The following is a 22,185-nucleotide window of genomic DNA, read 5'->3' as shown; positions in this document are numbered from 1 at the left end:
TGTAGCAGCCATGGTAAAATTGATAAAAAACATAATAGGGTTTTCCCTACGCAATAAGCTATTTACCTTTTTTTGGGTAGGGCTTGTGGTGGTTGCCGGTATCATCAGTTATAAAAATATACCTGTAGAGGCATTCCCCGATGTAACCAATACACAAATTGTAATCGTAACACAGTGGCCCGGCCGTAGTGCCGAGGAGGTGGAGCGTTTTGTAACCTCTCCCATAGAAATTTCCATGAACTCCCTGCAAAAGAAACAAAATGTAAGGAGTATTACCATGTTTGGCCTTTCGGTTATCAAGATAATTTTTGATGATGATGTAGACGACTTTTTTGCCAGGCAACAGGTAAATAACCTCTTGCGTGGTGTAGAACTACCCGAAGGTATAGATGCCGAAGTACAACCACCGTACGGGCCTACAGGCGAAATTTTCCGCTATACGCTGGATAGTAAAACCAAAGACACCCGCGAATTGCTTACCCTGCAAAACTGGGTTATAGACAGGCAGCTGCGTGCCGTACCGGGCGTTGCAGACGTGGCGGTATTTGGAGGTAGGGAAAAAACCTACGAAGTAGAGGTAGACCCTACACTGCTTCAAAAGTATGAGCTTACTTCTCCACAGGTATTTGAAGCTATTAGTAAAGCCAACGTAAATGTGGGGGGCGACGTTATTGAGAAAAACGGACAAGCATACGTGGTGCGTGGCGTGGGGCTTCTGGATAATATAGCTGACATAGAAAACACCATTGTAGCCCAGTATAACGGCAACCCTATACTTATTAAAGACATAGCTAAGGTAGAAGAAAGCAATGTACCGCGAGTGGGGCAGGCAGGCCTTAACAATAATGATGATGTTGTAGAGGGTATCGTGATTATGCGTAAAGGCGAAAACCCATCTATAGTGCTTAAGGCATTAAAAGAAAAAATTGCCTATGTGCAGGATAATGTATTGCCTAAGGATGTAAAAATGGTTACATTCTACGACAGGGATAACCTTATGGAGTTCTGTACGCATACTGTTACCCACAATCTTGTAGAGGGTATTATACTGGTTACGGTTATTGTATTCCTTTTCATGGCCGACTGGCGTACTACGGTTATTGTATCTATTATTATTCCGTTGGCGTTGTTGTTTGCATTCCTGTGCCTTAAACTAAAAGGTATGAGTGCTAACCTGCTGTCGCTGGGTGCGGTAGACTTTGGTATTATTATAGATGGTGCTGTGGTAATGGTTGAGGGGCTCTTTGTGGCGCTCGATCACCTGCGGGAGAAGGAAGGCGATGAGCGTTTTAATAAGTTGGCGAAACTGGGACTTATCCGTAAAACAGGTTCTAAGCTGGGTGTGGCTATTTTCTTTAGTAAGTTGATTATTATATCTGCACTGCTTCCTATCTTCTCTTTCGAAAAAGTAGAAGGAAAAATGTTCTCTCCTTTGGCATGGACACTTGGTTTCGCACTACTCGGCGCGCTTATATTTACCCTTACACTGGTGCCGGTGTTGTGCTCTATCTTACTAAATAAAAACGTACGCGAAAAACACAACCCGTTTGTAGAGTTTTTCAACAAAATTGTATCTAAAGGTTTCGGTGTAAGTTTCAGGCACAAAAAGATATCCATTATAGTATCGTTTGTAATCCTGGGGCTTACCCTGTTCTCTACACGTTTTCTTGGTACTGAATTCCTCCCTCCGTTAAATGAGGGTGCGCTTTGGGTAACTGCCGAGTTACCTATAAGTAATTCGCTATCTGAAAGTGTAAAGATGGCTACGATTATTCGTAAGGAATTAAAGTCGTTTGAAGAGGTAGACGATGTGCTTTCGCAAACCGGCCGTAGCAATGATGGTACCGACCCTAACGGTTTCGGGTTCCTGCAATTCCAGGTAGACCTTAAACCAAAAGACGAGTGGAAACACAAAATAACTATGGATCAGTTGGTAGAACAGATGAACAAAAAGCTGAGTGTATACCAGGGTATTACATGGAACTACTCGCAGCCTGTTATAGACAACGTAGCTGAAGCGGTTGCTGGTTTTAAGGCAAGCAACGCGGTTAAAATTTTTGGCGATGACCTGCCTACGCTGGATAAGCTGGCAAATGAGGTTATGGGCAAAATTGAAAACATAGACGGTGTTAAAGACGTGGGCGTGCTACGTAACCTGGGGCAGCCTGCCATGAGCGTAAAGTTTGATGAACAAAAAATGGCACTATACGGTGTACAAAAAAGCGATGCTCAGGCGATTATAGAAATGGCTATAGGTGGTAAAACCGCTACAGAAAAATACGAAGGCGAAAAGAAGTTTGACATAAGGCTGCGTTACCTAAAAGATTACCGTAAAGACGAGGAAGACATTATGAACCTTATGGTACCTACACTGCGCGGTACAAAAGTGCCGCTAAAGGAGATAGCTACACTTACTACCGAAACCGGGCCATCGTTTGTATACAGGGATAACGCCAAACGTTTTATTGGTGTAAAATTCTCTGTCCGCGACCGCGACCTCGGTAGTACTATAGCCGAAGCTCAGGCCAAAGTGAAGCAAATCAAGCTGCCACCGGGCTACACCATTGGCTGGACCGGTGAGTATGAAAACCAAATACGTGCCAGCGCCAAGCTTACCCAGGTGGTGCCTATATCGTTAATACTGATATTTGTGTTACTGTTCATCATGTTTGGTAACATAAAAGATTCGCTGTTGGTACTGGTAAATGTGCCGTTTGCCATCATTGGCGGTATACTGGCGCTGCAAATAACAGGTATCAACTTCGGTATATCGGCGGGTGTGGGCTTTATAGCACTGCTGGGCATTTGTATACAAAACGGGGTTATACTGGTTTCTGAATTCCATGCTAACCTTAAGCTGAAGATGTCGCTTGCCGATGCTATTATACAGGGTGTAAAAGCCCGTACTAGGCCGGTGGTAATGACAGCATTAATGGCTGCCATAGGGTTAATGCCGGCGGCATTGTCTACCGGTATAGGTTCTGAAAGCCAAAAACCGCTTGCTGTATCTATCATTGGTGGTTTGGTTACAGCAACGGTATTTACATTACTTGTATTCCCTAACTTCTTCTACTGGGCGTTACGTAACAAACACCAGAAGATGGAGCTGTAAAATATAAAATTCAATTAGAGTTTTAGTTTCTGTTTTTTAGGTTGAAACCGTCCGGAGCCTGTGCCCGGGCGGTTTCATGTTTTATAGCTTTGGCTATGATAATTATCATTTTTTTTGGCATAGCCCTGCTATAGCTTTGTACGTGCAAATAAAATACGCCATGAAAAATTCATTAGTCCAAAAGTACAATGTCCCTGGGCCCCGCTATACCAGCTACCCTACAGTGCCATACTGGGATGAGGTAGGTTTTACAACCACCCAGTGGAAAGAAACCTGCATAAGGGCGTTTAATGAAAGTAATGAAAGTGAGGGGATAAGCTTATATATACACCTGCCTTTTTGCGAAAGCATGTGCACCTTTTGCGGCTGTAACAAGCGTATAACCAAGCGACATGATGTAGAAGACCCATATATAGCGGCAGTGCTTAAGGAGTGGGAAATGTATTGCAATATGTTTGGCAGTCGCCCTAAAATAAAAGAATTGCACCTGGGTGGTGGTACCCCCACGTTTTTTAGTCCGGAAAATTTAAAAATACTCATAGATGGGATAATGGCTCGTGCAGATTATATGCCGGGTTACGAATTTAGTTTTGAAGGACATCCAAACAATACCACACGTGCACATTTACAAACCTTGTTTAATTTAGGTTTTCGAAGGGTAAGTTTTGGGGTGCAGGATTATAACAATACGGTACAAAAAGCTATTCACCGCATACAGCCGTTTCATAACGTAGCTAAGGTTACGTTTTGGGCACGCGAAATAGGCTATACATCTATAAGCCATGACCTTGTTTTTGGCTTACCGTTCCAAACGCTGGACAGTTGTATAGATACTATAGAAAAAACAAAATCCCTTAACCCGGACAGGCTGGCATATTACAGCTATGCACACGTACCGTGGATTAAGGGCAACGGACAGCGCGGCTTTGATGAAAGTAACCTGCCTAAGGATGAAGAGAAACGTAAGTTGTACGAAGTAGGGAAGGAGCTGCTTTCTGAAAAAGGATTCCACGAAATAGGTATGGATCACTTTGCCCTGGAAACTGACAGTATGTATAAGGCATTTAATACTGGTAACCTGCACCGGAATTTTATGGGCTACAACGCCAGTAAAACACAGTTAATGATAGGCCTTGGTGTTTCATCTATAAGCGACAGCTGGTACAGTTTTGCACAAAACGAAAAAAATCTGGAAGATTATTACGCAAGGATAGCACAGGGCGAATTACCCGTGTTTAGGGGGCATTTGCTTAACCAAGAAGATTTGCTGATACGTACGCACATCCTTAACCTTATGTGCCGGTTTAAAACCGAGTGGGAGCCTTTTGGCAATGGATATTTTGAAAAAATGCCCGAAGTGCTTGAAAGCCTTACCGAGATGGAACAGGACGGCCTTATAACATTTGGCAAAAACAGTATTACCGTTACCGAGAAAGGCAAGCCTTACGTACGAAATGTGTGTATGGCTTTTGACTTGCGCCTGCGCAGAAAAGCTCCGGATACCCGCTTGTTTAGCATGGTGGTGTAAAAGTAAAGAGACAGTACTTTCTTCATTAATTATTATCGAACGGCAATACTCTTGCCACTAAAAGGGCACTGTTATGGTTGCCCTTTTTTTATTCTTCTCAACCCATTAATAATAAAAAAAGCCCCGATTATTTGGGGCTGTAAAAACAAGAAAGGGTTAATTATTTTAGGTCATATACATTACCTGCAGTTTGGCACAGCACCTACAAATAGGCTGGTGTTGCCTGGCGACAGGTAGGGGATGCTCAGCCCAAGTCCACGGACAATAAACAGCATGCCTATACATACTGCTACATACGGAACTGCTTTTGCCATGGTGTTTCGCAATGGTGTTTTAAACACGCCGGTTGCAAATACAACGGCGCTCATAAGTGGTATGGTACCTACGCCGTAAAGAAACATAAAAGCCGCACTGTATAAGGTGTTTTGCATAGCCAGCGCGCCAAAGAGTGCGGCATATACGAGCCCACATGGCAAAAAGCCATTAAACAGCCCGGTGGCAAAAAGTGCTTTGTACCCTTTTTTCTTAAACTGGTTACCCAGCCCGGCTTTGATGCCTGAAATGAGTTTGTATATGGGTTTAGAAAAATTGTATTTGGCAAAAATGCGTTCGGGTACCAGCGCAATAATAATCATAACAATGCCTGCAATTATAGAGAGCTGTTGCTGCATGCCAGCCAGGTAAAACCCACGGCCTAAAAGCCCAAACACTATGCCTAGTATACTATAAGCGGTAAGCCTGCCTAAATGGTATACCAAAACCTGAATGGTTTTTTTAGCGGGATTTTTATGATCTACCGGCAGCATCATGGCTATTGGCCCACACATACCTATGCAGTGCAGGCTGGAAACCAAACCTAATAATAGTGCTGTGTAAAGCATTTTTGTTTAGTTTATGGGTTACAGCAAACGGTTTACAGTTTTATTACAACTACTATTAACTGTAAACCGTTAACTGAAACTAAAGGTTAAACATTTCCTTGTTCATGTACGCCTTACCGTTGTACTTCCAGTCTACGGTAATGTCCCAGCGGCCACCTGCCAGGTCGTTTTTAGGTATGAGCATGTATGGAGCGGATAATGAAATAGGAGTATCAAAATCCAGTCTCTGGTCAGATGGCCTGTAAAGGGACACTTTTCCTGTTATCTGTTTAAAATCAAATGATTCGGGAAATGTTATTTTTATTGCCTCTCCGGTATTCTCTATAAGTACCTTTTGAGACAGTGTGGCGGCGTTGTCTTCTTTTGCAAGATCACTTTCTACGCCGCGCTCATGTTTGTAGTAGTCTTCCACTACAAGTTCATTGTCGTATTTATGGTCGCTCTGCACGCGAAATACAAAGAAGAGTATAAAACTCATAAACAGTGCAAACGCAGCTACAATTCCGGTTCCCCAGTTAATTTTCATGATTGCAGTTCTTTATTAGTTAAACGTCCTGGGAGCAAGGAAACTTGTTTTTTCTGTATCTATACGTTTGTCTCCTTCGTATACGCCCAATATTATTTTGGTTTTGTCTTTTTCTAAAAGCGCCTCATTAATTTGTATAAACAATGTACCCTGGGCCATGCCTGTACGCGCCACGGCAAAACTTTGTTTACCTACCAGCCTTACGGTACCTTTTATGTTTTCCAGCTTAAAGTGTACGTTTTTAAAATTTTTCTCCGTTTTGTTGATTACCTTAAAAGTGTACACGTTACTTATGCTGTCGCCTTTGTGCTCATACAACTGCCCGGGCAGCCTTAGTACCGTAGCTTCAACATCATTACGGAGGAACAGCAAACCTATAAACACGGTAGTAAGTATAATAAGTACAGCAGTGTAGCCTTTCATACGCGGGGTAAAAACAAACTTTTCCTTTTTGGTAATTTCATCTTCACTCGCGTAGCGGATAAGCCCTTTCGGCAGCCCTACTTTATCCATTACGGTATTGCACTCATCTATACAAGCCGTACAGTTAATACACTCCAGCTGCGTACCGTTTCGTATGTCTATACCCGTAGGGCATACGGCTATACAGAGCTTGCAGTCTATACAATCGCCTTTACCTGCTGTTTTGCGGTCTTCATTTTTTACCATGCGGGCGCGGCCTTTTTCGCCTTCGCCCCTTACATGGTCGTATGCCACAATTACACTTTTGTTGTCCAGCAGTGCACCTTGGAGCCTTCCGTATGGGCAGGCGATAATACACACCTGTTCCCTAAACCACATATAGATAAAGAAGAACACCCCGGTAAATATAAGCAGCGCTACAAGCGTACCCAGATTTTCTGTCGGGCCTTCCTCTACCATCTGTATCAGGTTGTCGCTTCCGCTGATGTATGCCAGGAATACATTCGCAATAAGGAACGATACCAAAAAGAACGCCAGCCATTTAAGGCCTTTTTTTCTTATTTTTTCGGCATCCCACGCTTGCTTTTCCAGTTTTATCTGGGCATTGCGGTCGCCCTCTATAGCGTATTCTATGCGCCTGAATACCATTTCCATAAAAATGGTCTGTGGACATATCCATCCGCAGAAAATACGGCCAAAGGCTACAGTAAACAGAGACACAAATATTACCCCGGTAATCATACAAATTACAAAGAGGTAAAAATCCTGTGGCCAAAACGGAAAACCGAAAATATTAAACCGGCGTTCCAGCACGTTAAACATTAAGAACTGTTCTCCGTTTATTTTTATAAACGGAGCAGAAAATAAAAAGGCAAGCAGGAAATAACTCAGCGTTTTTCGGTAGTTGTAAAACTTACCCGCGGGTTTTTTAGGATAAATCCAGGCCCGCTTGCCTTCTTCATTTATGGTTGAAATCTTGTTACGAAATTCATCTTCATCATGTTCATGCTCATACCTATCGACTGACATAATGCTCTCTTTTTAAAATTTATTTTGCGGGTGTTGCAGCAGCGGCCGCGTCTTCTTTCCAAAGATCGCCCTGAGGCTCTTTAGCGTCTTTAGGGTTAGTACCCTGAAGTGAAAGTACGTAGCTTGCCACGGCTTGTATTTCAGATGGTTTTAAAGTGCCTTTCCAGGCCACCATACCTTTACCATCTCTACCACCGTTTGTTATGGTATGGAACACATTTTTTATACCGCCACCCAGTAACCAGTACTGGTCTGTTAGGTTAGGGCCTATTGCACCACCGGCATCTGCCCTGTGGCACGGAATACAGTTTGCCGTAAATACCTCTTTCCCTTTTGCTAAATCCGCAGGATCTGTAAGCAGGGTAACGGTTTTTTCGTCTATAAGGTCTTTAGCGGTTTTTTTGTATTCTTCTACAGCCAGTTTTGCATCGGCCATTTCCTGTTCAAATTCCTGTTTTTGGTTTTTGTCTCCCATTATGTGGAAACGAACTAAGTATACCAGGCCGAATATAATGGTTAAATAAAACAGCTTTACCCACCATGGCGGAAGTACGTTATCCAGTTCCTGTATGCCATCGTAATTATGGTGCAGCGTGATTTCGCCTTCTTCGGCAACTGGCCTTGTTTTTACAAAGTAGCCTTTTAGTTTTTTAAACCAGGCGCTGTCTGCTATACCCAGTTCTTCTACCTCTGCCAGTTTTGCCTTTTGTTCATCAGTAAGCAGGTTGTAAGTAACCCTGTCTATAGCCATAATTACAATTTCTATGGCTATTTGTATAAACAGGAATACGGCAAGGAACAGCGATACCAATGGGTATTTTATAAAGGCCGGCCTGTCGCCAGAGTCTATAAAGTATTCTAAAGCTGCAAATACCAGGGCAAATATAACGGGCACCCTTACGTATACCGGAATCAGTTTTTTCATGATGCTTTCAGTTTTTTGTTAGCTATTAGTATTGTTTTCATCTGCTTCGTCGCTAAACGGAATGTTGCTCAGCTCGTTGATTTTCTCGCTTTTGTAGGTCATTGTCCAGGTGTACAGCATTACAAAAAAGATGAAAAATATAAGCAGCGATAGTATAGGATAAATCTCAACTCCCGAGATGGTTTCCAGGTTGTGTTTTACAAACTTCAGCATAACATATTATTTAGTGGTTTCGGCTACCGGTTTCGCTTTAATGTCGGTTCCCATACGTTGCAGGTACGCTATTAGTGCTACGATTTCCCTTTCGCGCATTGGTACAAAGGTTTCGCCTTTTGCTGCAGCAGCCTTTTTACTTGCTTCGTATGTTTTTACAAAGTCAGGGTCGGTATGCAGGTTATTTTCTATTTTGGTAGCCTGCGCTTCTATTGTTTTCTGTGCATTGGCTATTTCCTCTTTGGTATACGGAACACCCAGTGTAACCATAACCTCCATTTTTTTCTGGGTCTCAGTATAGTCTGCCTTTTTATTGTCAAACATCCATTTGTATGATGGCATTATACTTCCTTCAGACACACTTTGAGGATCCCACATGTGGTTAAAGTGCCAGTTGTCGCTGTATTTTCCGCCCACCCTGTGCAGGTCTGGCCCGGTTCTTTTAGAACCCCAAAGGAATGGGTGATCGTATACATATTCGCCTGATTTAGAGTATTCGCCATAGCGCTCTACTTCGCTACGGAACGGGCGTATCATTTGAGAGTGGCAGCCTACACAGCCTTCGCGTATATAAAGGTCTCTACCTTCAAGTTCCAGCGGCGTGTATGGTTTTACCACGCTTATGGTAGGTATATTACTCTTAACCATTATGGTAGGTACTATCTGAATTAAACCACCTATGGTTACGGCTACAGTAGCCAGTATGGTAAGCTGTATTGGCCTTCTTTCAAGCCAGCTGTGCCATTTTTCTCCCTGAAGCCTTTTCTCGCTGATGCGTTCCAGTGCAGGAGCCTCTGCAAGTTCGTCTTCTACAGGCTGGCCTTGTTTTATGGTTTTTATAATGTTGTATACCAGTACAAACATACCTATTACGTACAGGGTACCACCTATGGCACGTATGTAGTACATTGGCATAATTTGCTTTACTGTTTCCAGGAAGTTACCGTACTTAAGTGTACCGTCCGGGTTAAATTCTTTCCACATAGCTGCCTGTGTAAAACCGGCTACATACATAGGAAGTGCATACATTACTATACCAAGGGTACCTATCCAGAAGTGGAAGTTAGCCAGCTTTTCTGAGTACAGTTTGGTTTTAGTAAGGCGGGGTATAAGCCAGTAAATCATACCGAAGCTTAAGAAACCGTTCCATGCAAGTGCACCTACGTGTACGTGTGCTATAATCCAGTCTGTAAAGTGGGCTATGGCGTTTACGTTTTTAAGCGAAAGCATAGGGCCTTCAAACGTAGCCATACCATAACCTGTAATGGCTACCACGAAAAATTTTAGTACAGAACTTTCCCTTACTTTATCCCACGCGCCGCGAAGGGTAAGAAGACCGTTAATCATACCACCCCAAGATGGCGCTATAAGCATTACAGAGAACACCACACCCAGGTTCTGAGCCCAGTCTGGCAGGGCAGAGTATAGTAAGTGGTGTGGCCCGGCCCAGATATAGATAAATATTAGTGACCAAAAGTGGATAATAGACAGTTTGTATGAGTACACAGGCCTGTTAGCTGCCTTAGGCATATAGTAATACATAAGCCCCAGGAACGGTGTGGTAAGGAAGAATGCCACCGCATTATGGCCGTACCACCACTGTACAAGTGCATCTTGTACGCCGGCGTATGCAGAGTAACTTTTGTGCCAGTTTACCGGAAGCTCAAGGCTGTTAAAAATATGTAGCAGGGCTACGGTTACAAATGTGGCCAAGTAAAACCAAATGGCTACATAAAGGTGGCGCTCCCTGCGTTTAATGATAGTACCTATCATGTTTATACCGAATACTACCCATACTGCAGCAATGGCTATGTCTATAGGCCATTCCAACTCGGCGTATTCTTTAGAGGTAGTCCACCCCAGCGGAAGCGTAACGGCTGCCGCCACAATAATAAGCTGCCAACCCCAAAAGTTAATGTTGCTCAGCGTATCGCTAAACATACGGGTTTTAAGCAACCTTTGTAAAGAATAATACGTTCCTGCAAACATGGCATTACCCACAAAGGCAAAAATAACGGCGTTTGTGTGTAACGGCCTTAGCCTACCGTAGCTTAGAAATGAGATGCCTTCGGTAAGATTAGGAAACAGATAAAAGAACGCGATTAATAAACCAACCAAGAAGCCCACAACGCCAAACACTATGGTAGCGTATAGGAACTTTTTGACTATTTTATTGTCGTAATAAAACTGCTGCATTTCCATAATAATTACATATTAGTTTTTGGTTTCACTTTTTTTAGTTTCATCGTCAAAAAGCATCCTTACAGATGGGGTATAACTGTCGTCAAACTGGCCGCTGCGCACCGCCTTTATAAATACATAAAGGAACAGCAGGGCTACAATTACACTAATGCTGATTAATAGATAGATTACGCTCATACTTCTTAATTTTATGTTAACAAAGGTAGGATGGGGGTTTGGGGTAAAACATGATATTTATCATACTGCTTTATTTTATTACCTACTTCCTGCGGCTTGCATAATAGTTGCTCATTATGGTTACAAATGATACTATAGTGATGGTACTCAGTGGCATAATGATGGCTGCGAACAGTGGTTGCATTTTACCGATGAGGGCAAATGTGAGCCCTATCACATTATATAGTAAGGAGAGTGTAAAACTCATTTTAATGGTTTTAACCGTGTTTTTGCTCAGCTTCATAAAATAGGACAGGCGGCTAAACTGAGTAGCATCTAGTATACCGTCGCACGCGGGCGAAAACACGTTTACGTTTTCTGAAACCGATATGCCCACGTTACTCTGCGCCAGTGCTCCTGCATCATTAAGGCCATCGCCCACCATCATTACATTATGTCCCTGTTTTTGTAGTTTTTCTATAAAAGCCAGTTTTTCATCCGGTTTTTGATTAAAAACAAGTTCTGTACCTGCGGGCAGCAGTTGTTCCAGCGCATGCCGTTCGCCTTCGTTATCGCCACTAAGTATTTTTAACTGATATTTTGCCGATAGGCTTTTAAATAACTCCGGTAACCCATCCCTGTACTGGTTCTGGAAAATAAACCTGCCTACATAATTCCGATTTATAGAAATGTGTACCAGCGTTTGCAGGCTTTCGTGTTGCGGTGCACCGGTAAAAGTGGCCGAACCTACCTTTACATGGTATCCGTTTACATACCCATGTATTCCTTTTCCGGTTACTTCTTCAAATTCCTCTACCTGTAACAACTGGCTTGCCGGAAGGTGTTCATACAGCCTGCGGCTTAGTGGGTGGTTACTTCCGCGCAGTAAACTGCGTATAAAAGCAAGCTCTTTAGCATCTATATGCTCACCTTCGTACACTATTTCAGATTTTTTATTGGTGGTTATTGTACCCGTTTTATCAAAAACTATAGTGTCTACCTTAGCCATTTGTTCTATTACGGTAGCATTTTTTAGGTAGAGTTTACGGTTACCCATTATACGTAGTACATTGCCCACGGTAAACGGTGCGCTTAGTGCCAGCGCACACGGGCATGCTACTATAAGCACAGCAGTAAACACATTAAACGCCGTATTATAGTCGCCTTTTATAAGCCAAACGGTAAGCCCCAATATGGCTATTAACAGCAGGGCAGGGGTAAAGTACCTGCTTACGGTATCAGTAAGGGTTTTATAATTTTCGTCATCTTTTTTGGCAAAAACCTCGTTACTCCACAGCTGTGTAAGGTAACTTTGAGATACAGAACTTAATACCTCCATTTCTACCACCTGACCCAGCTGACGCCCGCCTGCAAATATTTTATCGCCTGATTTCTTGGTAATAGGCTCGGCTTCACCGGTTACAAAGCTGTAGTCTATTTCGGTTTGCCCGGTAATCAGTATGCCGTCTACAGGTATCAGTTCTTTATTGCGTATAATAAGCCTGTCGCCGGGTGTTACATCATATACCGGTACCGAAACTTCCTCTCGTCTGCCGGTAAGCTTAGTAACCGCTATAGGGAAATAGGATTTAAAGTCGCGCTCAAATGACAGGAAATTGTATGTTTTTTGTTGGAAAAGCCTGCCCAGCAACATAAAGAACACCAGTCCGCAAAGGCTGTCGAAGAAACCCGAACCCAAGTCGAATACTATATCTACTGTACTGCGTATAAACATTACTATAAGCCCCAGTGCTATGGGGATTTCTATGTTTAGCATGCCTGCCTTTATGCTTTTCCATGCCGATACATAGTAACCGCTAGCAGAATATAAAAATGAAGGCAGCGTAAGCGTAAATATCAGCCAGCGGAAAAATCCACGATAGTTATCAAGCCAGTATTCTTCCACTTCAAAATACTCCGGAAACGAAAGCAGCATTACATTGCCAAAGCAGAAAAATGCTACTCCCAGCTTATAAATAAGTTCGCGGTTTACTTTTTTCTTTTTCTCCTCGTAGTTTTCAAGGCTTATGTAGGGTTCATAGCCTATGCTGTTTAGCAGCAGTACTATGTCTTTCAGGGAAGTTACTTCCGGGTTAAATACTATACGCGCCTTTTTCTCGTGGAAGTTTACCTGAGAGCTGCTTATGCCTTTGTTTAACCGGTTTAGGTTTTCCAGTATCCAGATACAAGAACTACAGTGGATGTGCGGTATGTACAGCGACACAATGTGGGTATGCTGCTCCTTAAAGTCCAGTAACTTATCTGTAATGGTTTCATTGTCTAGAAAGTCGTACTTACCGCCAATGTCCTGTGGTGTGGCACCGGGTGCTTTTTCGTAGTCGTAGTACTGCGTAAGGCCGTTTTGTGTAAATATTTCGTATACGGTTTTGCAACCGGGACAACAAAATGATTTATCATCAAAAATGATTTCGTCTTTTTTAACGATCTCTAACCCGCAGTGATAACAGTTTTGGGTTTCCATAAATGCTCAATTTTACCTGTAGCAAAGTTGAGGAGGCTAAAATGTTTAAAATATGATTTTTGTCATACTCTCGGTTTTAGGCAAATAATACATTTGCACCGGTATGAGTAAATGTGATCAGTGTATAGTAAGGGAACTCAGCTCGTTAAAAGCCCTCAATAAAGAGGAGCTTATAAAACTGGCTGACTGCAAGTCTACCTACACCATAAGGAAAGGTGAGGCTGTTTTTAGCGAAGGCGAAAATGTAAACGGTATATTTTGCGTACGCGAGGGCGTGTGTAAACTTACCAAACTAAGTGCTAATGGTAACGACCAGATAGTAAAACTGGTAGCCAAGGGAGAGTTGCTGGGTCAGCGCAGCATGATAAGCGATGAGCCTGTAAACCTTAGCGCGGTAGCACTTGAGGATATGACGGTGTGCTACATACCCAAGAACGAGGTTATGGAGTTTTTTAACAACAACAACCGCTTTTCGTTCCAGGTAATGAAAACCATTTGTGGCGACCTTAAAGAGGCAGACGATCATCTGGTAACCATGGCGCAAAAATCGGTTAAGCAGCGTCTTGCAGAAACGTTACTGTATCTTCACGAAACCTTTGGCGAAAGCGAAGACAAGAGCCTTAACCTTAAACTATCGCGCGAGGAACTTGCCGGTATGATAGGTACCGCTACAGAGAGTTGTATACGTTTATTGTCTGAATTTAATAAGGCGGGCTACATAGCCCTTTCGGGTAAAAAAATTACGGTCTTAAACAGTAGTGCGTTAAGAAAGATATAAGCCGTTTGTTTACGGTAGTTTTCTGGTTTTTAAAAAACAAAATCCCCAATTTGGGGATTTTTGTTTTTTTGTACTGTCATTTAGGTTTTTTAAAGGTACTGGTTGCGCTACGGCCTGCTGCCGGTGGCTAACCTGTATAGTATGCCTATTATGGCAAGTACCAGTAGTATGTGTATTAAAGATCCTACAGCTTCACCAAAGCCAAAGTATCCTACTGCCCATCCTATAAGAAGGATAACAACGATAAGCCAGATTAAATCTCTCATAATAGTGTTTTTTTAAATTTGATATTTTAAAATTACATCTAATGACCGGAATGTGTTAATTGATTAAGAATTCTTTAATAGCCAAAGTTTTCTTAATTAAACAGTTGCAAATAATTCAATAAAAAAAATCATACACATAATTAATTAGTACTTTTGTACTTCGAAAGAAAATTGATTTCATGCAAACTCCGTTGAAGATTGCCGTAGTGGGCTCAGGATTGGTTGGTTCGCTTTTGGCAATATATTTAAAAAGAGCCGGGCACACCGTACACGTTTACGACCGTAGCCCAGATATAAGAACCATAGAGTTTTCGGGCCGTTCTATAAACCTTGCCGTGTCGCACCGTGGGTGGCGTACGCTGGATGAGGTAGGCCTGGGAGAGGAAATCCGAAAGATGGCCGTGCCTATGGAAAAACGTGCCATACACTCGGTAAACAACGAGCTAAGCTATCAGTACTACGGTAAGGAAGGCGAGTGCATTTACTCCATAAGCCGTGGCGAACTGAACCGTAAAATGGTTTCGCTTGCCGAAGCGGAAGGTGTAGAATTTTTCTTTAATACCCGAATATGGGATGTAGACCTGGCTACTGCTACGCTATTTACCGGCGAAACGGAACGCGGCGCATGGGACGAACTTCATTATGATAAGGTGTTTGGCTCAGATGGTGCCTTTAGCCGCATACGCCACCGTATGCAGCGCCAAAACCGCTTTAACTACAGCCAGGAGTTTTTACCGCTGGGTTATAAAGAGCTTAATATTCCTGCTAATGCAGACGGAACCCACAAGTTAGACAAAAACTCACTGCATATATGGCCGCGCAAAGATTTTATGCTTATTGCGCTGCCTAATAACGATGGTAGCTTTACATGTACGCTGTTTATGCCTTTTGAAGGCGAAAACTCTTTTGACAGCCTTAAAGATAAAGAAACACTGGAGGCATTTTTTGCCAAATATTTCCCTTCTACAAAAGACGAAATACCGAAGCTGGTAGAGGATTTCTTTAAAAATCCTACCAGTACGCTGGTTACCATGAAATGTTTTCCGTGGACTTACAGCGACAAGGTAGCGCTTATAGGAGATGCCTGCCATGCGCTTGTGCCTTTTTACGGGCATGGCATGAATGCGGGTTTTGAAGACATTACCGTACTTAGCCAAATGATAGAGCAGTATGGTAACGATTGGCACGCGGTATTCCATGAATACGAAACCAGCCGTAAGCCTAATGCCGATGCCATAGCAGAACTGTCTTACCGTAACTTTATGGAAATGAGCAGCAGTACTGCCGATGCTAATTTCCTGTTGCGTAAAAAAATAGAAAAACACTTTTCAGATAAATACCCGGAACTTTGGCAGCCTCTTTACAGTATGGTTACCTTTAGCTACCGCCCGTACAGTGAGGCGCTTGCACTGGGTGACAGGCAAAAGGCGATTATGGATGAGGTGATGAAAACCGAAGGCATTGAACAAAAATGGGATAGCGCTGAGGTAGAAGATAAAATTAAAGCACTGCTGAAGGAAATAAAATAGTGGAAAAGGTACTAAAAGACCTGGGCCGTATGGCCAGGGAAAAACATGCCGAAAACAAAAAGTTTTTTGATAAGCTTAAAAAAAAGCCGCCAAAAAACCTAGACTATGTAATGCAGGACCTGCACGACAGGGAGTTTAAAAGAACAGATTGCCTTACGTGTGCCAACTGCTGTAAGACTACCGGGCCGCTTTTTACCCTTGCCGATATAGAACGCATAGCTAAACACCTAAGGTTAAAGCCGCAGCAGTTTATAGACAAGTACCTGCGTGTAGATGAAGACAAAGACTATGTGTTGCAAAGCGTTCCTTGTACGTTTCTGGATGCCGAAAATTATTGTATGATATACGAGGTTAGGCCAAAAGCCTGCAGGGAGTATCCGCATACCGACAGGAAAAAGTTTCAGCAAATAAGCGATATTACGTTAAAAAATGTTGCCATTTGTCCGGCAGCATATAATATAGTAGAAGAAATGAAAAAGAAAATGGCGCTGTAAAATATAAACATAAAGGTTTATATTTGGGGTACTAGATTTTTATATGAAAGAAGTATACATTACACGAGCCATACTAAAAGATTACCTTACCATTAAAGAGGTGAATATAACTTTTAATAAAGGTATTAATATAATAATTGGTAAAAATGGTACTGGTAAGACTAACTTTATAAATTATTTGACCGATAGTTTACAGTTGTCTCCAGAATTTTCAAATAGTGAGGTAAACTTTAGTCACTCTGACGAAATATATACAAAAAAAAATATTTCATCTAAATACATTAGTGAAGACCTTACTCAAATGGAGATTAATGAGATTTCACTTTTTCATAATGACATTTTAATTGACGGAAAGCGACCAATACTTGCCGCTATAGTTCCAGTCTTAATTTCTCACGGTATACCCGAAAAATATGATATAGCAGATGAACCTTTTTCTGGATCTATTATAAAAATTGACGGAAATGGAGGTTATATTAATTTTCTAAATCCTAGAAAGACTAGATTAGTAGGAGCAATTGGGTTTGATTATATTGCAAATGTTATTTTCAAGAATAAATCCAAAGCAGATTTTGTCAACAGTTCAGTTTTGTTAAAGTTGAGTAGTAACCTTAATAGGTTTTCGCATATCAAGGAAATTAGATTCGGCCTGAACTACAAAATCAATGACATTGACGAAGAAGAAATTTCATTCAATAATCTTTATTTAGAATATTTTGTTAATGATGAGTGGCTTGTTTTTAACCAGCTTTCTGATGGTACTAAGAGGTTGTTTTATATAATCTCTGAAATTACGCTCTCTGATAAAAATATTATCCTCCTTGAAGAACCTGAATTAGGCTTGCACCCTCATCAATTGCATAGATTGATGGATTTTATTAAAGAAAAGTCTGAAGACATACAGTTTATCATAACAACACATTCTCCTGTTGTACTTAACATCCTGAACAAAGATGAGCTAGATGGCATTATCATTGCTAAGTTTGAAGATGGACAGACCAAGCTGGTACACTTAACAGATGAACAAAAACACAAAGCGCAGCTTTATATGGAGGATCTAGACCTTAGTGATTATTGGGTGCATTCTGATCTAGAAGAATAGTATGAGAGTAGGATTAATAGGCGAAAATCCCAATGATACTGATGCGATAGCTGAGCTATTAAGAAAACAGCACAAGCATGATTATATTGCGGTGTTAAAACGTAGGAAAGGTGATCAACTTGAGAATGAAAAGTTTTCTAAGCTCTTACTGACTGAACTAAAGACTACAAAATTTGATGTTTTGATCTTTGTAAGAGATCTTGATGGATTTGAAACCGATGAGGCTAAAGTGAAAAATCGATATGATTGGTTTACTAAGAATAAAGCTTTATTTGAAGGGGAATCAGTTCTTTTTTTAAATGTTCATGAATTAGAAGCGATTTTCTTTTCTGATGTAGAGAGCCTTAATAAAGTTTTTAAGTTAAAATTGAAGTATAAAAATCCTCTGTCTATTTCTAAACCTAAAGAGGAATTGAAGAGGATTACAATGAATAAGTATCATGAAAATAGAGCATCAGAATTTATGATCCATTTGGATTATGATGTTGTATTGGCAAAATATAAACCACTCAAAGAAATTGATAATTTTCTAAACCAATAACCCTATGCCAAAATTCAACTATATTACCCCAATGCTCTGGACAGACCGTATACCCGAAACCGTTGTTTTTTATACGGAAGTATTGGGTTTTGATTGTACCCTGGAGGAAGAGGGGTGGGCAGTTTTAGAGCGCGATGGCATAGAGGTAATGCTGGCATACCCAAACCCCCATGTACCATTTGATGCTCCTATGTTTACAGGCTCATTTTACTTTAATGTTACCGGGGTAGACCGTTTATGGGAATTATGGAAAGACAAATGCACAATTTGCTACGAAATTGAAGATTTTGAGTACGGCATGCGCGAGTTTGCCATATACGATCCTAATAATTATATACTACAGTTTGGCCAACCGTTAAATAGTTAATAATATGAAAACCTTCCGCACCGTTTTATTGTTTGCAGTGTTGTCGTTAGGCGTGGGCTACGGCATATATTCTGTAAATTCTGAGACCATAGTACACCATTCTAAAGCAGATGAGCTGGGCGAAATAGCATTTATGGCACTGCCTGTATTTTTATTGCTACTGTTTTTAAATGGTGTTGCACGTATGCTTAAGCGAAAATCAAATAAAAAGCCTTCCGAACAATAAGTAAGGAAGGCTTTTTATATTAGGCGGCAAGCGCCTCGTTTTGTTGTTTTAATTCCTCAATAAAATGAGTAATGCCGGCTAGTTTTTCTTCTACATACTCCAGCAGGTTTTCTATCCTGGTACGCAGATTGGTGAAAAATTCGATAATATCTTCTACATATCCTTTCGCTTTTTCAATAAACTTAAGGATGTACTCTACTACATTTTCTATGGTTTCTTTAATATTCATGGCTATGTCTTTTTTAGTGATACTATAAAATTACAACATAGCTACGGCATTTCAAGCTACTTTGTGCAAACCTTAAGAAAATTATTTACCATATATAAGATACTGTCTCCTCATGTCCTTAAAGGCTTCAATACCGGTTTCCCAGCTGCGCCTTATATCAGATTCGTCCATACCGGCTTCAATTTGTTCCTGCAGGGTTTTAGTGCCGGCCAGTTTTGTAAAGAAGCTGGTAAAAAACTTTGATTTATCGGTAGTGTTTTGGTAGGCGTCTATAAGCCATTTAATTTCCAGTTTATGTACACGGCGTACTTCACTAAGGTCTTTGCCAAAACACATTACACCGTTATAAGGAGGGTTTTTAGCACCTTCGTTTGGCCCGGGCGTAAAATAATAATCGTCTCCCGGCAAATCCGGCGACCCGTATATCTGAAACTGTTTGTCGGTTCCCCTGCCCACACTAACGTTCGTCCCTTCAAAAAGACACAGGCTTGCATAAAGGTTTATGGCCTGGTCATTGGGTAGGTTTGGCGATGGCTTTACCGGTAACGAGTAATAAAACTCCCTTTTGTAATACGAGCACGGAATTACGGTGAGTTCGCACTTAACGCCGTCTTTAAGCCACTTTTCACCGTTAATCATTTGTGCATATTCTCCTATGGTCATGCCATGTAGTACAGGTATAGGATGCATACCCACAAAACTGCTAAACTCTTTTTCCAGTACAGGCCCATCTACAATGCTCCCGTTAGGATTTGGCCTGTCTAAAACTATTAAAGGTATATGTTGCTCTGCACAGGCTTCCATTACATAATGCAGGGTAGATATATAGGTGTAAAAGCGTGCCCCCACATCCTGGATGTCAAAAACCATTACTTCTATACCTGCAAGCTGCTCTGCCGACGGTTTTTTGTTGTTGCCGTATAAAGACGTAATGGGCAATCCTGTTTGCGTGTCTTTACCATCTTTAACCAGTTCACCGGCATCTGCCGTTCCCCTAAAGCCGTGTTCAGGCGCGTATATGGTTTGGAGGTTGATTTTTTTAGACAGTAAAAAATCTACCAGGTGATGTTGTCTTGGTTGCAGTACTATTTTGTTGGTTTCAAGTTCGCGTACGGTATCCTGTGTGGTTACTACTCCTGTTTGGTTTGTAGTAACTCCTACTTTTTTACCGCGCAGTGCAGGAAGATAAAGCCAAAACCGGTCGGCTCCCGTATTAATTCCCTTCCGGTAGGGGTTGTCCGGATTTTCTATGGTAACTGGTTTACCTTTAGTTACACTGGCCGAATTTCCGCAAGCAGTAAATAATAATAATGAGAATAAAACCGTATTTTTGACAACGGTTAGCAATATTTTGCGGAAGCCCGATAAATAAGATACCATATAAAACCTTGAATTTAGAATACTTTATTGCCCGGAGGCTTGTTTCGGCTAAAAGCCACAAAAGTAGTGTGTCTGCGCCAATTATAAAAATTGCTGTAGTAGCAATTGCTATAGGAATTGTTATGATGCTAGTTTCTGTAGCCACCGGCGTAGGGCTTCAAGATAAAATACACGAAAAAATATCGGCGTTTAACGGTAACATTATTATAACCAATTTCGACGACAATCAAAGTGAGGTAAGTGTAGAGCCTATTGGCATCAACCAGCCGTTTTATCCCCGGTTTAAAGATGTTCAGGGTATCAGCCATGTGCAGGCTACCGCCAGTAAGGCCGGAATAATACGTACAGAAAAATCTTTTGAAGGCATAGTATTTAAAGGAGTGGGGAAGGATTATAAGTGGGATGCCCTAGCTGAATATATGGTAAAAGGACGCGTGCCTAACTTAAAAGGAGCGTTAAATACAGAGGTTGTACTTTCTGAGTACATGGCTAATCGCCTGGAGTTAAAAGTAGGTGATAAGTTTACCACCTATTTTATGAAGGAAGGCGGAAATGGTATGCCTAATTTAAGAAGATTTGATCTCGTAGGGATTTACAATAGCGGTTTTCAGGAGTTTGACGCCACCTTTGTGCTTGGCGATATAAGGCACGTACAGCGTATTAACAAATGGAAAAATGGGCAAGTTGGCGCATTTGAGGTTTTTATAGATGATTTTTCAAAACTCGATGAAAAGGGTAAAGAGGTATACGAAGCCATACCCAGTACTTTAAACAGCATAACCATTAAGGAAAAATATGCAAATATATTCGAATGGCTAAAGTTGTTTGACATTAATATTATTGTAATCATTATAATAATGGTGGTAGTAGCTACCATTAATATGGTAGTAGCGCTACTGGTACTTATATTAGAGCGTACGCAAATGGTAGGTATGCTAAAAGCATTAGGCGCATCAAACTGGGCTATCCGTAAAATTTTCCTGTATAATGCAGGTCATCTTATAATAAGGGGGCTTCTTTGGGGCAACGGAATTGGTTTGGGGCTTCTTTTTATTCAAAAATACTTCGGCGTAATAAAGCTGCGTCCCGAAAATTACTATGTAAGTGTAGCTCCGGTAACCTTTAACATACCCGCTATACTTATTATTAATGTAGGAACAGTTTTGGTTTGCCTGGCATTACTGCTTATTCCTTCTTATATAATTACTAAAATAGCGCCTTCAAAAGCTATTCGTTTTGAATAATTTTACATTGAACACCCGTTTTTGCTGTTGTTTTTTCAACTTTTACTGGTGCCAGTAATTTTTTTTTGATTTTTTTCTTCCCGTAACTCTTGTTGTTTAAGTGGTTTATGGTTTAGAGTTAAAAAAAGTTAAACAAAGTGGTAAGAAAAGAGTTGTTTAAGTATAAAAGAGTAGTATCTTTGCACCCGCAACAGAGAAGTTAGCGAGGTTCATAGAAAACTTGATGGGATTTAAAAAGAGGTGTTATTCCTATATAATAGGATAGCTGAAAACGTTGAAAAGCGGCCTTGAAAAAAAAGTTTCAAAAAGATTAGGATGTAACGAAAAGTTTACTACCTTTGCACCCGCAACTACGGCGACGTTCATTTGAAAACATGGAAGCGAGATTTTAAGGTTTAACTCTTTACAATGAAGAGAGAAACGATAAAAAAAACTTCGGAAAAAAAGCTTAAAAAAGTTTTGAATTAAAAGGAAAAAGGTTTTACCTTTGCCCTCCCGAACTGCGAGGTTCGGTGGATAATGAGAAGCGGATACGGCTTTAAAAACTGAAGA

21 protein-coding genes are annotated in these 22,185 nt (G+C 41.2%); 10 read left to right on the top strand and 11 right to left on the bottom strand.

Features of this window, described 5'->3' with window-relative positions; all coding sequences use genetic code 11:
- Positions 1-10: 10 nt before the first annotated feature.
- Both ACLI08_RS16140 and hemN read left to right on the top strand, forming a co-directional pair.
- On the top strand, positions 11-3,112 hold the full coding sequence (locus ACLI08_RS16140) for an efflux RND transporter permease subunit (protein ID WP_411429542.1): 3,102 nt from the start codon (positions 11-13) through the stop codon (positions 3,110-3,112).
- Between the two features lie 160 nt (positions 3,113-3,272).
- Positions 3,273-4,640, top strand: coding sequence for an oxygen-independent coproporphyrinogen III oxidase (gene hemN, locus ACLI08_RS16135; protein WP_411429541.1), 1,368 nt, complete (start codon positions 3,273-3,275; stop codon positions 4,638-4,640).
- 179 nt (positions 4,641-4,819) lie between these two features.
- Here the strand turns inward: hemN and ACLI08_RS16130 are convergent, their stop codons facing one another.
- The 8 genes from ACLI08_RS16130 to ACLI08_RS16095 form a co-directional block, all read right to left on the bottom strand.
- Positions 4,820-5,521, bottom strand: a complete 702-nt coding sequence (locus tag ACLI08_RS16130; protein ID WP_411429540.1) for a sulfite exporter TauE/SafE family protein — start codon at positions 5,519-5,521, stop codon at positions 4,820-4,822.
- Between the two features lie 79 nt (positions 5,522-5,600).
- On the bottom strand, positions 5,601-6,047 hold the full coding sequence (locus tag ACLI08_RS16125; RefSeq protein WP_411429539.1) for a FixH family protein: 447 nt from the start codon (positions 6,045-6,047) through the stop codon (positions 5,601-5,603).
- 15 nt (positions 6,048-6,062) lie between these two features.
- Positions 6,063-7,499, bottom strand: coding sequence for a cytochrome c oxidase accessory protein CcoG (ccoG, locus tag ACLI08_RS16120; RefSeq protein ID WP_411429538.1), 1,437 nt, complete (start codon positions 7,497-7,499; stop codon positions 6,063-6,065).
- A 19-nt stretch (positions 7,500-7,518) separates the two neighbouring features.
- Positions 7,519-8,424, bottom strand: coding sequence for a cbb3-type cytochrome c oxidase N-terminal domain-containing protein (locus ACLI08_RS16115; protein ID WP_411429537.1), 906 nt, complete (start codon positions 8,422-8,424; stop codon positions 7,519-7,521).
- An 18-nt stretch (positions 8,425-8,442) separates the two neighbouring features.
- Positions 8,443-8,637, bottom strand: coding sequence for a CcoQ/FixQ family Cbb3-type cytochrome c oxidase assembly chaperone (locus tag ACLI08_RS16110; RefSeq protein ID WP_411429536.1), 195 nt, complete (start codon positions 8,635-8,637; stop codon positions 8,443-8,445).
- Positions 8,638-8,643: 6 nt separating this feature from the next.
- The gene (ccoN, locus tag ACLI08_RS16105) at positions 8,644-10,839 is read right to left on the bottom strand and encodes a cytochrome-c oxidase, cbb3-type subunit I (RefSeq protein WP_411429535.1); all 2,196 of its coding nucleotides are present in this window, start codon (positions 10,837-10,839) and stop codon (positions 8,644-8,646) included.
- Between the two features lie 12 nt (positions 10,840-10,851).
- Entirely contained in the window at positions 10,852-11,016 is a 165-nt protein-coding gene (gene ccoS / locus ACLI08_RS16100; RefSeq protein WP_411429534.1) for a cbb3-type cytochrome oxidase assembly protein CcoS, read from the bottom strand.
- A gap of 82 nt (positions 11,017-11,098) precedes the next feature.
- Positions 11,099-13,477, bottom strand: a complete 2,379-nt coding sequence (locus tag ACLI08_RS16095) for a heavy metal translocating P-type ATPase (RefSeq protein ID WP_411429533.1) — start codon at positions 13,475-13,477, stop codon at positions 11,099-11,101.
- Between the two features lie 103 nt (positions 13,478-13,580).
- On the opposite strand from ACLI08_RS16095, the gene ACLI08_RS16090 reads away from it, so the two are divergent.
- Positions 13,581-14,255 (top strand): Crp/Fnr family transcriptional regulator, encoded by a 675-nt coding sequence (locus ACLI08_RS16090; protein ID WP_411429532.1) that lies wholly within the window; start codon positions 13,581-13,583, stop codon positions 14,253-14,255.
- Between the two features lie 107 nt (positions 14,256-14,362).
- Here ACLI08_RS16090 and ACLI08_RS16085 read toward each other — a convergent pair whose 3' ends face one another.
- Positions 14,363-14,521, bottom strand: coding sequence for a lmo0937 family membrane protein (locus tag ACLI08_RS16085; protein WP_411429531.1), 159 nt, complete (start codon positions 14,519-14,521; stop codon positions 14,363-14,365).
- A 179-nt stretch (positions 14,522-14,700) separates the two neighbouring features.
- On the opposite strand from ACLI08_RS16085, the gene ACLI08_RS16080 reads away from it, so the two are divergent.
- The 6 genes from ACLI08_RS16080 to ACLI08_RS16055 are packed head-to-tail and all read left to right on the top strand — an operon-like array spanning position 14,701 to position 18,780.
- Complete coding sequence (locus ACLI08_RS16080; protein WP_411429530.1) at positions 14,701-16,050, top strand: FAD-dependent oxidoreductase; 1,350 nt, start codon at positions 14,701-14,703, stop codon at positions 16,048-16,050.
- Between the two features lie 29 nt (positions 16,051-16,079).
- Positions 16,080-16,544: a YkgJ family cysteine cluster protein gene (locus ACLI08_RS16075; RefSeq protein ID WP_411429563.1), complete on the top strand. Its 465-nt coding sequence runs from the start codon at positions 16,080-16,082 to the stop codon at positions 16,542-16,544.
- Between the two features lie 43 nt (positions 16,545-16,587).
- The gene (locus tag ACLI08_RS16070; RefSeq protein ID WP_411429529.1) at positions 16,588-17,646 is read left to right on the top strand and encodes an AAA family ATPase; all 1,059 of its coding nucleotides are present in this window, start codon (positions 16,588-16,590) and stop codon (positions 17,644-17,646) included.
- Position 17,647: 1 nt separating this feature from the next.
- On the top strand, positions 17,648-18,187 hold the full coding sequence (locus tag ACLI08_RS16065) for a hypothetical protein (protein WP_411429528.1): 540 nt from the start codon (positions 17,648-17,650) through the stop codon (positions 18,185-18,187).
- A gap of 4 nt (positions 18,188-18,191) precedes the next feature.
- Entirely contained in the window at positions 18,192-18,554 is a 363-nt protein-coding gene (locus ACLI08_RS16060; RefSeq protein WP_411429527.1) for a VOC family protein, read from the top strand.
- A gap of 4 nt (positions 18,555-18,558) precedes the next feature.
- Positions 18,559-18,780: a hypothetical protein gene (locus ACLI08_RS16055; RefSeq protein ID WP_411429526.1), complete on the top strand. Its 222-nt coding sequence runs from the start codon at positions 18,559-18,561 to the stop codon at positions 18,778-18,780.
- Between the two features lie 19 nt (positions 18,781-18,799).
- Here ACLI08_RS16055 and ACLI08_RS16050 read toward each other — a convergent pair whose 3' ends face one another.
- Together ACLI08_RS16050 and ACLI08_RS16045 are read right to left on the bottom strand one after the other, a co-directional pair.
- A complete protein-coding gene (locus tag ACLI08_RS16050) occupies positions 18,800-19,009 on the bottom strand; it encodes a hypothetical protein (protein ID WP_411429525.1) in 210 nt (69 codons plus the stop codon).
- A gap of 81 nt (positions 19,010-19,090) precedes the next feature.
- On the bottom strand, positions 19,091-20,389 hold the full coding sequence (locus tag ACLI08_RS16045; protein ID WP_411429524.1) for an exo-beta-N-acetylmuramidase NamZ domain-containing protein: 1,299 nt from the start codon (positions 20,387-20,389) through the stop codon (positions 19,091-19,093).
- 8 nt (positions 20,390-20,397) lie between these two features.
- Here ACLI08_RS16045 and ACLI08_RS16040 point away from each other — a divergent pair, with 8 nt between their 5' ends.
- Positions 20,398-21,633 (top strand): ABC transporter permease, encoded by a 1,236-nt coding sequence (locus ACLI08_RS16040; protein WP_411429523.1) that lies wholly within the window; start codon positions 20,398-20,400, stop codon positions 21,631-21,633.
- Positions 21,634-22,185: the final 552 nt, after the last annotated feature.

This window comes from Flavobacterium sp. RNTU_13 (assembly GCF_046614455.1).
Lineage (GTDB): Bacteria > Bacteroidota > Bacteroidia > Flavobacteriales > Flavobacteriaceae > Flavobacterium.
This window is presented reverse-complemented; position numbering and strand designations above follow the sequence as displayed.

Coding starts and splice junctions, on each gene's coding strand:
- ACLI08_RS16070 (WP_411429529.1), top strand. CDS start 16,588: ATGAAAGAAGTATACATTACACGAGCCATACTAAAAGATTACCTTACC.
- ACLI08_RS16080 (WP_411429530.1), top strand. CDS start 14,701: ATGCAAACTCCGTTGAAGATTGCCGTAGTGGGCTCAGGATTGGTTGGT.
- ACLI08_RS16085 (WP_411429531.1), bottom strand. CDS start 14,521: ATGAGAGATTTAATCTGGCTTATCGTTGTTATCCTTCTTATAGGATGG.
- ACLI08_RS16110 (WP_411429536.1), bottom strand. CDS start 8,637: ATGCTGAAGTTTGTAAAACACAACCTGGAAACCATCTCGGGAGTTGAG.
- ACLI08_RS16075 (WP_411429563.1), top strand. CDS start 16,080: ATGGCCAGGGAAAAACATGCCGAAAACAAAAAGTTTTTTGATAAGCTT.
- ACLI08_RS16065 (WP_411429528.1), top strand. CDS start 17,648: ATGAGAGTAGGATTAATAGGCGAAAATCCCAATGATACTGATGCGATA.
- ACLI08_RS16050 (WP_411429525.1), bottom strand. CDS start 19,009: ATGAATATTAAAGAAACCATAGAAAATGTAGTAGAGTACATCCTTAAG.
- ACLI08_RS16045 (WP_411429524.1), bottom strand. CDS start 20,389: ATGGTATCTTATTTATCGGGCTTCCGCAAAATATTGCTAACCGTTGTC.
- ACLI08_RS16090 (WP_411429532.1), top strand. CDS start 13,581: ATGAGTAAATGTGATCAGTGTATAGTAAGGGAACTCAGCTCGTTAAAA.
- ACLI08_RS16125 (WP_411429539.1), bottom strand. CDS start 6,047: ATGAAAATTAACTGGGGAACCGGAATTGTAGCTGCGTTTGCACTGTTT.
- ACLI08_RS16060 (WP_411429527.1), top strand. CDS start 18,192: ATGCCAAAATTCAACTATATTACCCCAATGCTCTGGACAGACCGTATA.
- ACLI08_RS16140 (WP_411429542.1), top strand. CDS start 11: ATGGTAAAATTGATAAAAAACATAATAGGGTTTTCCCTACGCAATAAG.
- ACLI08_RS16095 (WP_411429533.1), bottom strand. CDS start 13,477: ATGGAAACCCAAAACTGTTATCACTGCGGGTTAGAGATCGTTAAAAAA.
- hemN (WP_411429541.1), top strand. CDS start 3,273: ATGAAAAATTCATTAGTCCAAAAGTACAATGTCCCTGGGCCCCGCTAT.
- ccoG (WP_411429538.1), bottom strand. CDS start 7,499: ATGTCAGTCGATAGGTATGAGCATGAACATGATGAAGATGAATTTCGT.
- ccoS (WP_411429534.1), bottom strand. CDS start 11,016: ATGAGCGTAATCTATCTATTAATCAGCATTAGTGTAATTGTAGCCCTG.
- ACLI08_RS16115 (WP_411429537.1), bottom strand. CDS start 8,424: ATGAAAAAACTGATTCCGGTATACGTAAGGGTGCCCGTTATATTTGCC.
- ACLI08_RS16055 (WP_411429526.1), top strand. CDS start 18,559: ATGAAAACCTTCCGCACCGTTTTATTGTTTGCAGTGTTGTCGTTAGGC.
- ACLI08_RS16130 (WP_411429540.1), bottom strand. CDS start 5,521: ATGCTTTACACAGCACTATTATTAGGTTTGGTTTCCAGCCTGCACTGC.
- ccoN (WP_411429535.1), bottom strand. CDS start 10,839: ATGGAAATGCAGCAGTTTTATTACGACAATAAAATAGTCAAAAAGTTC.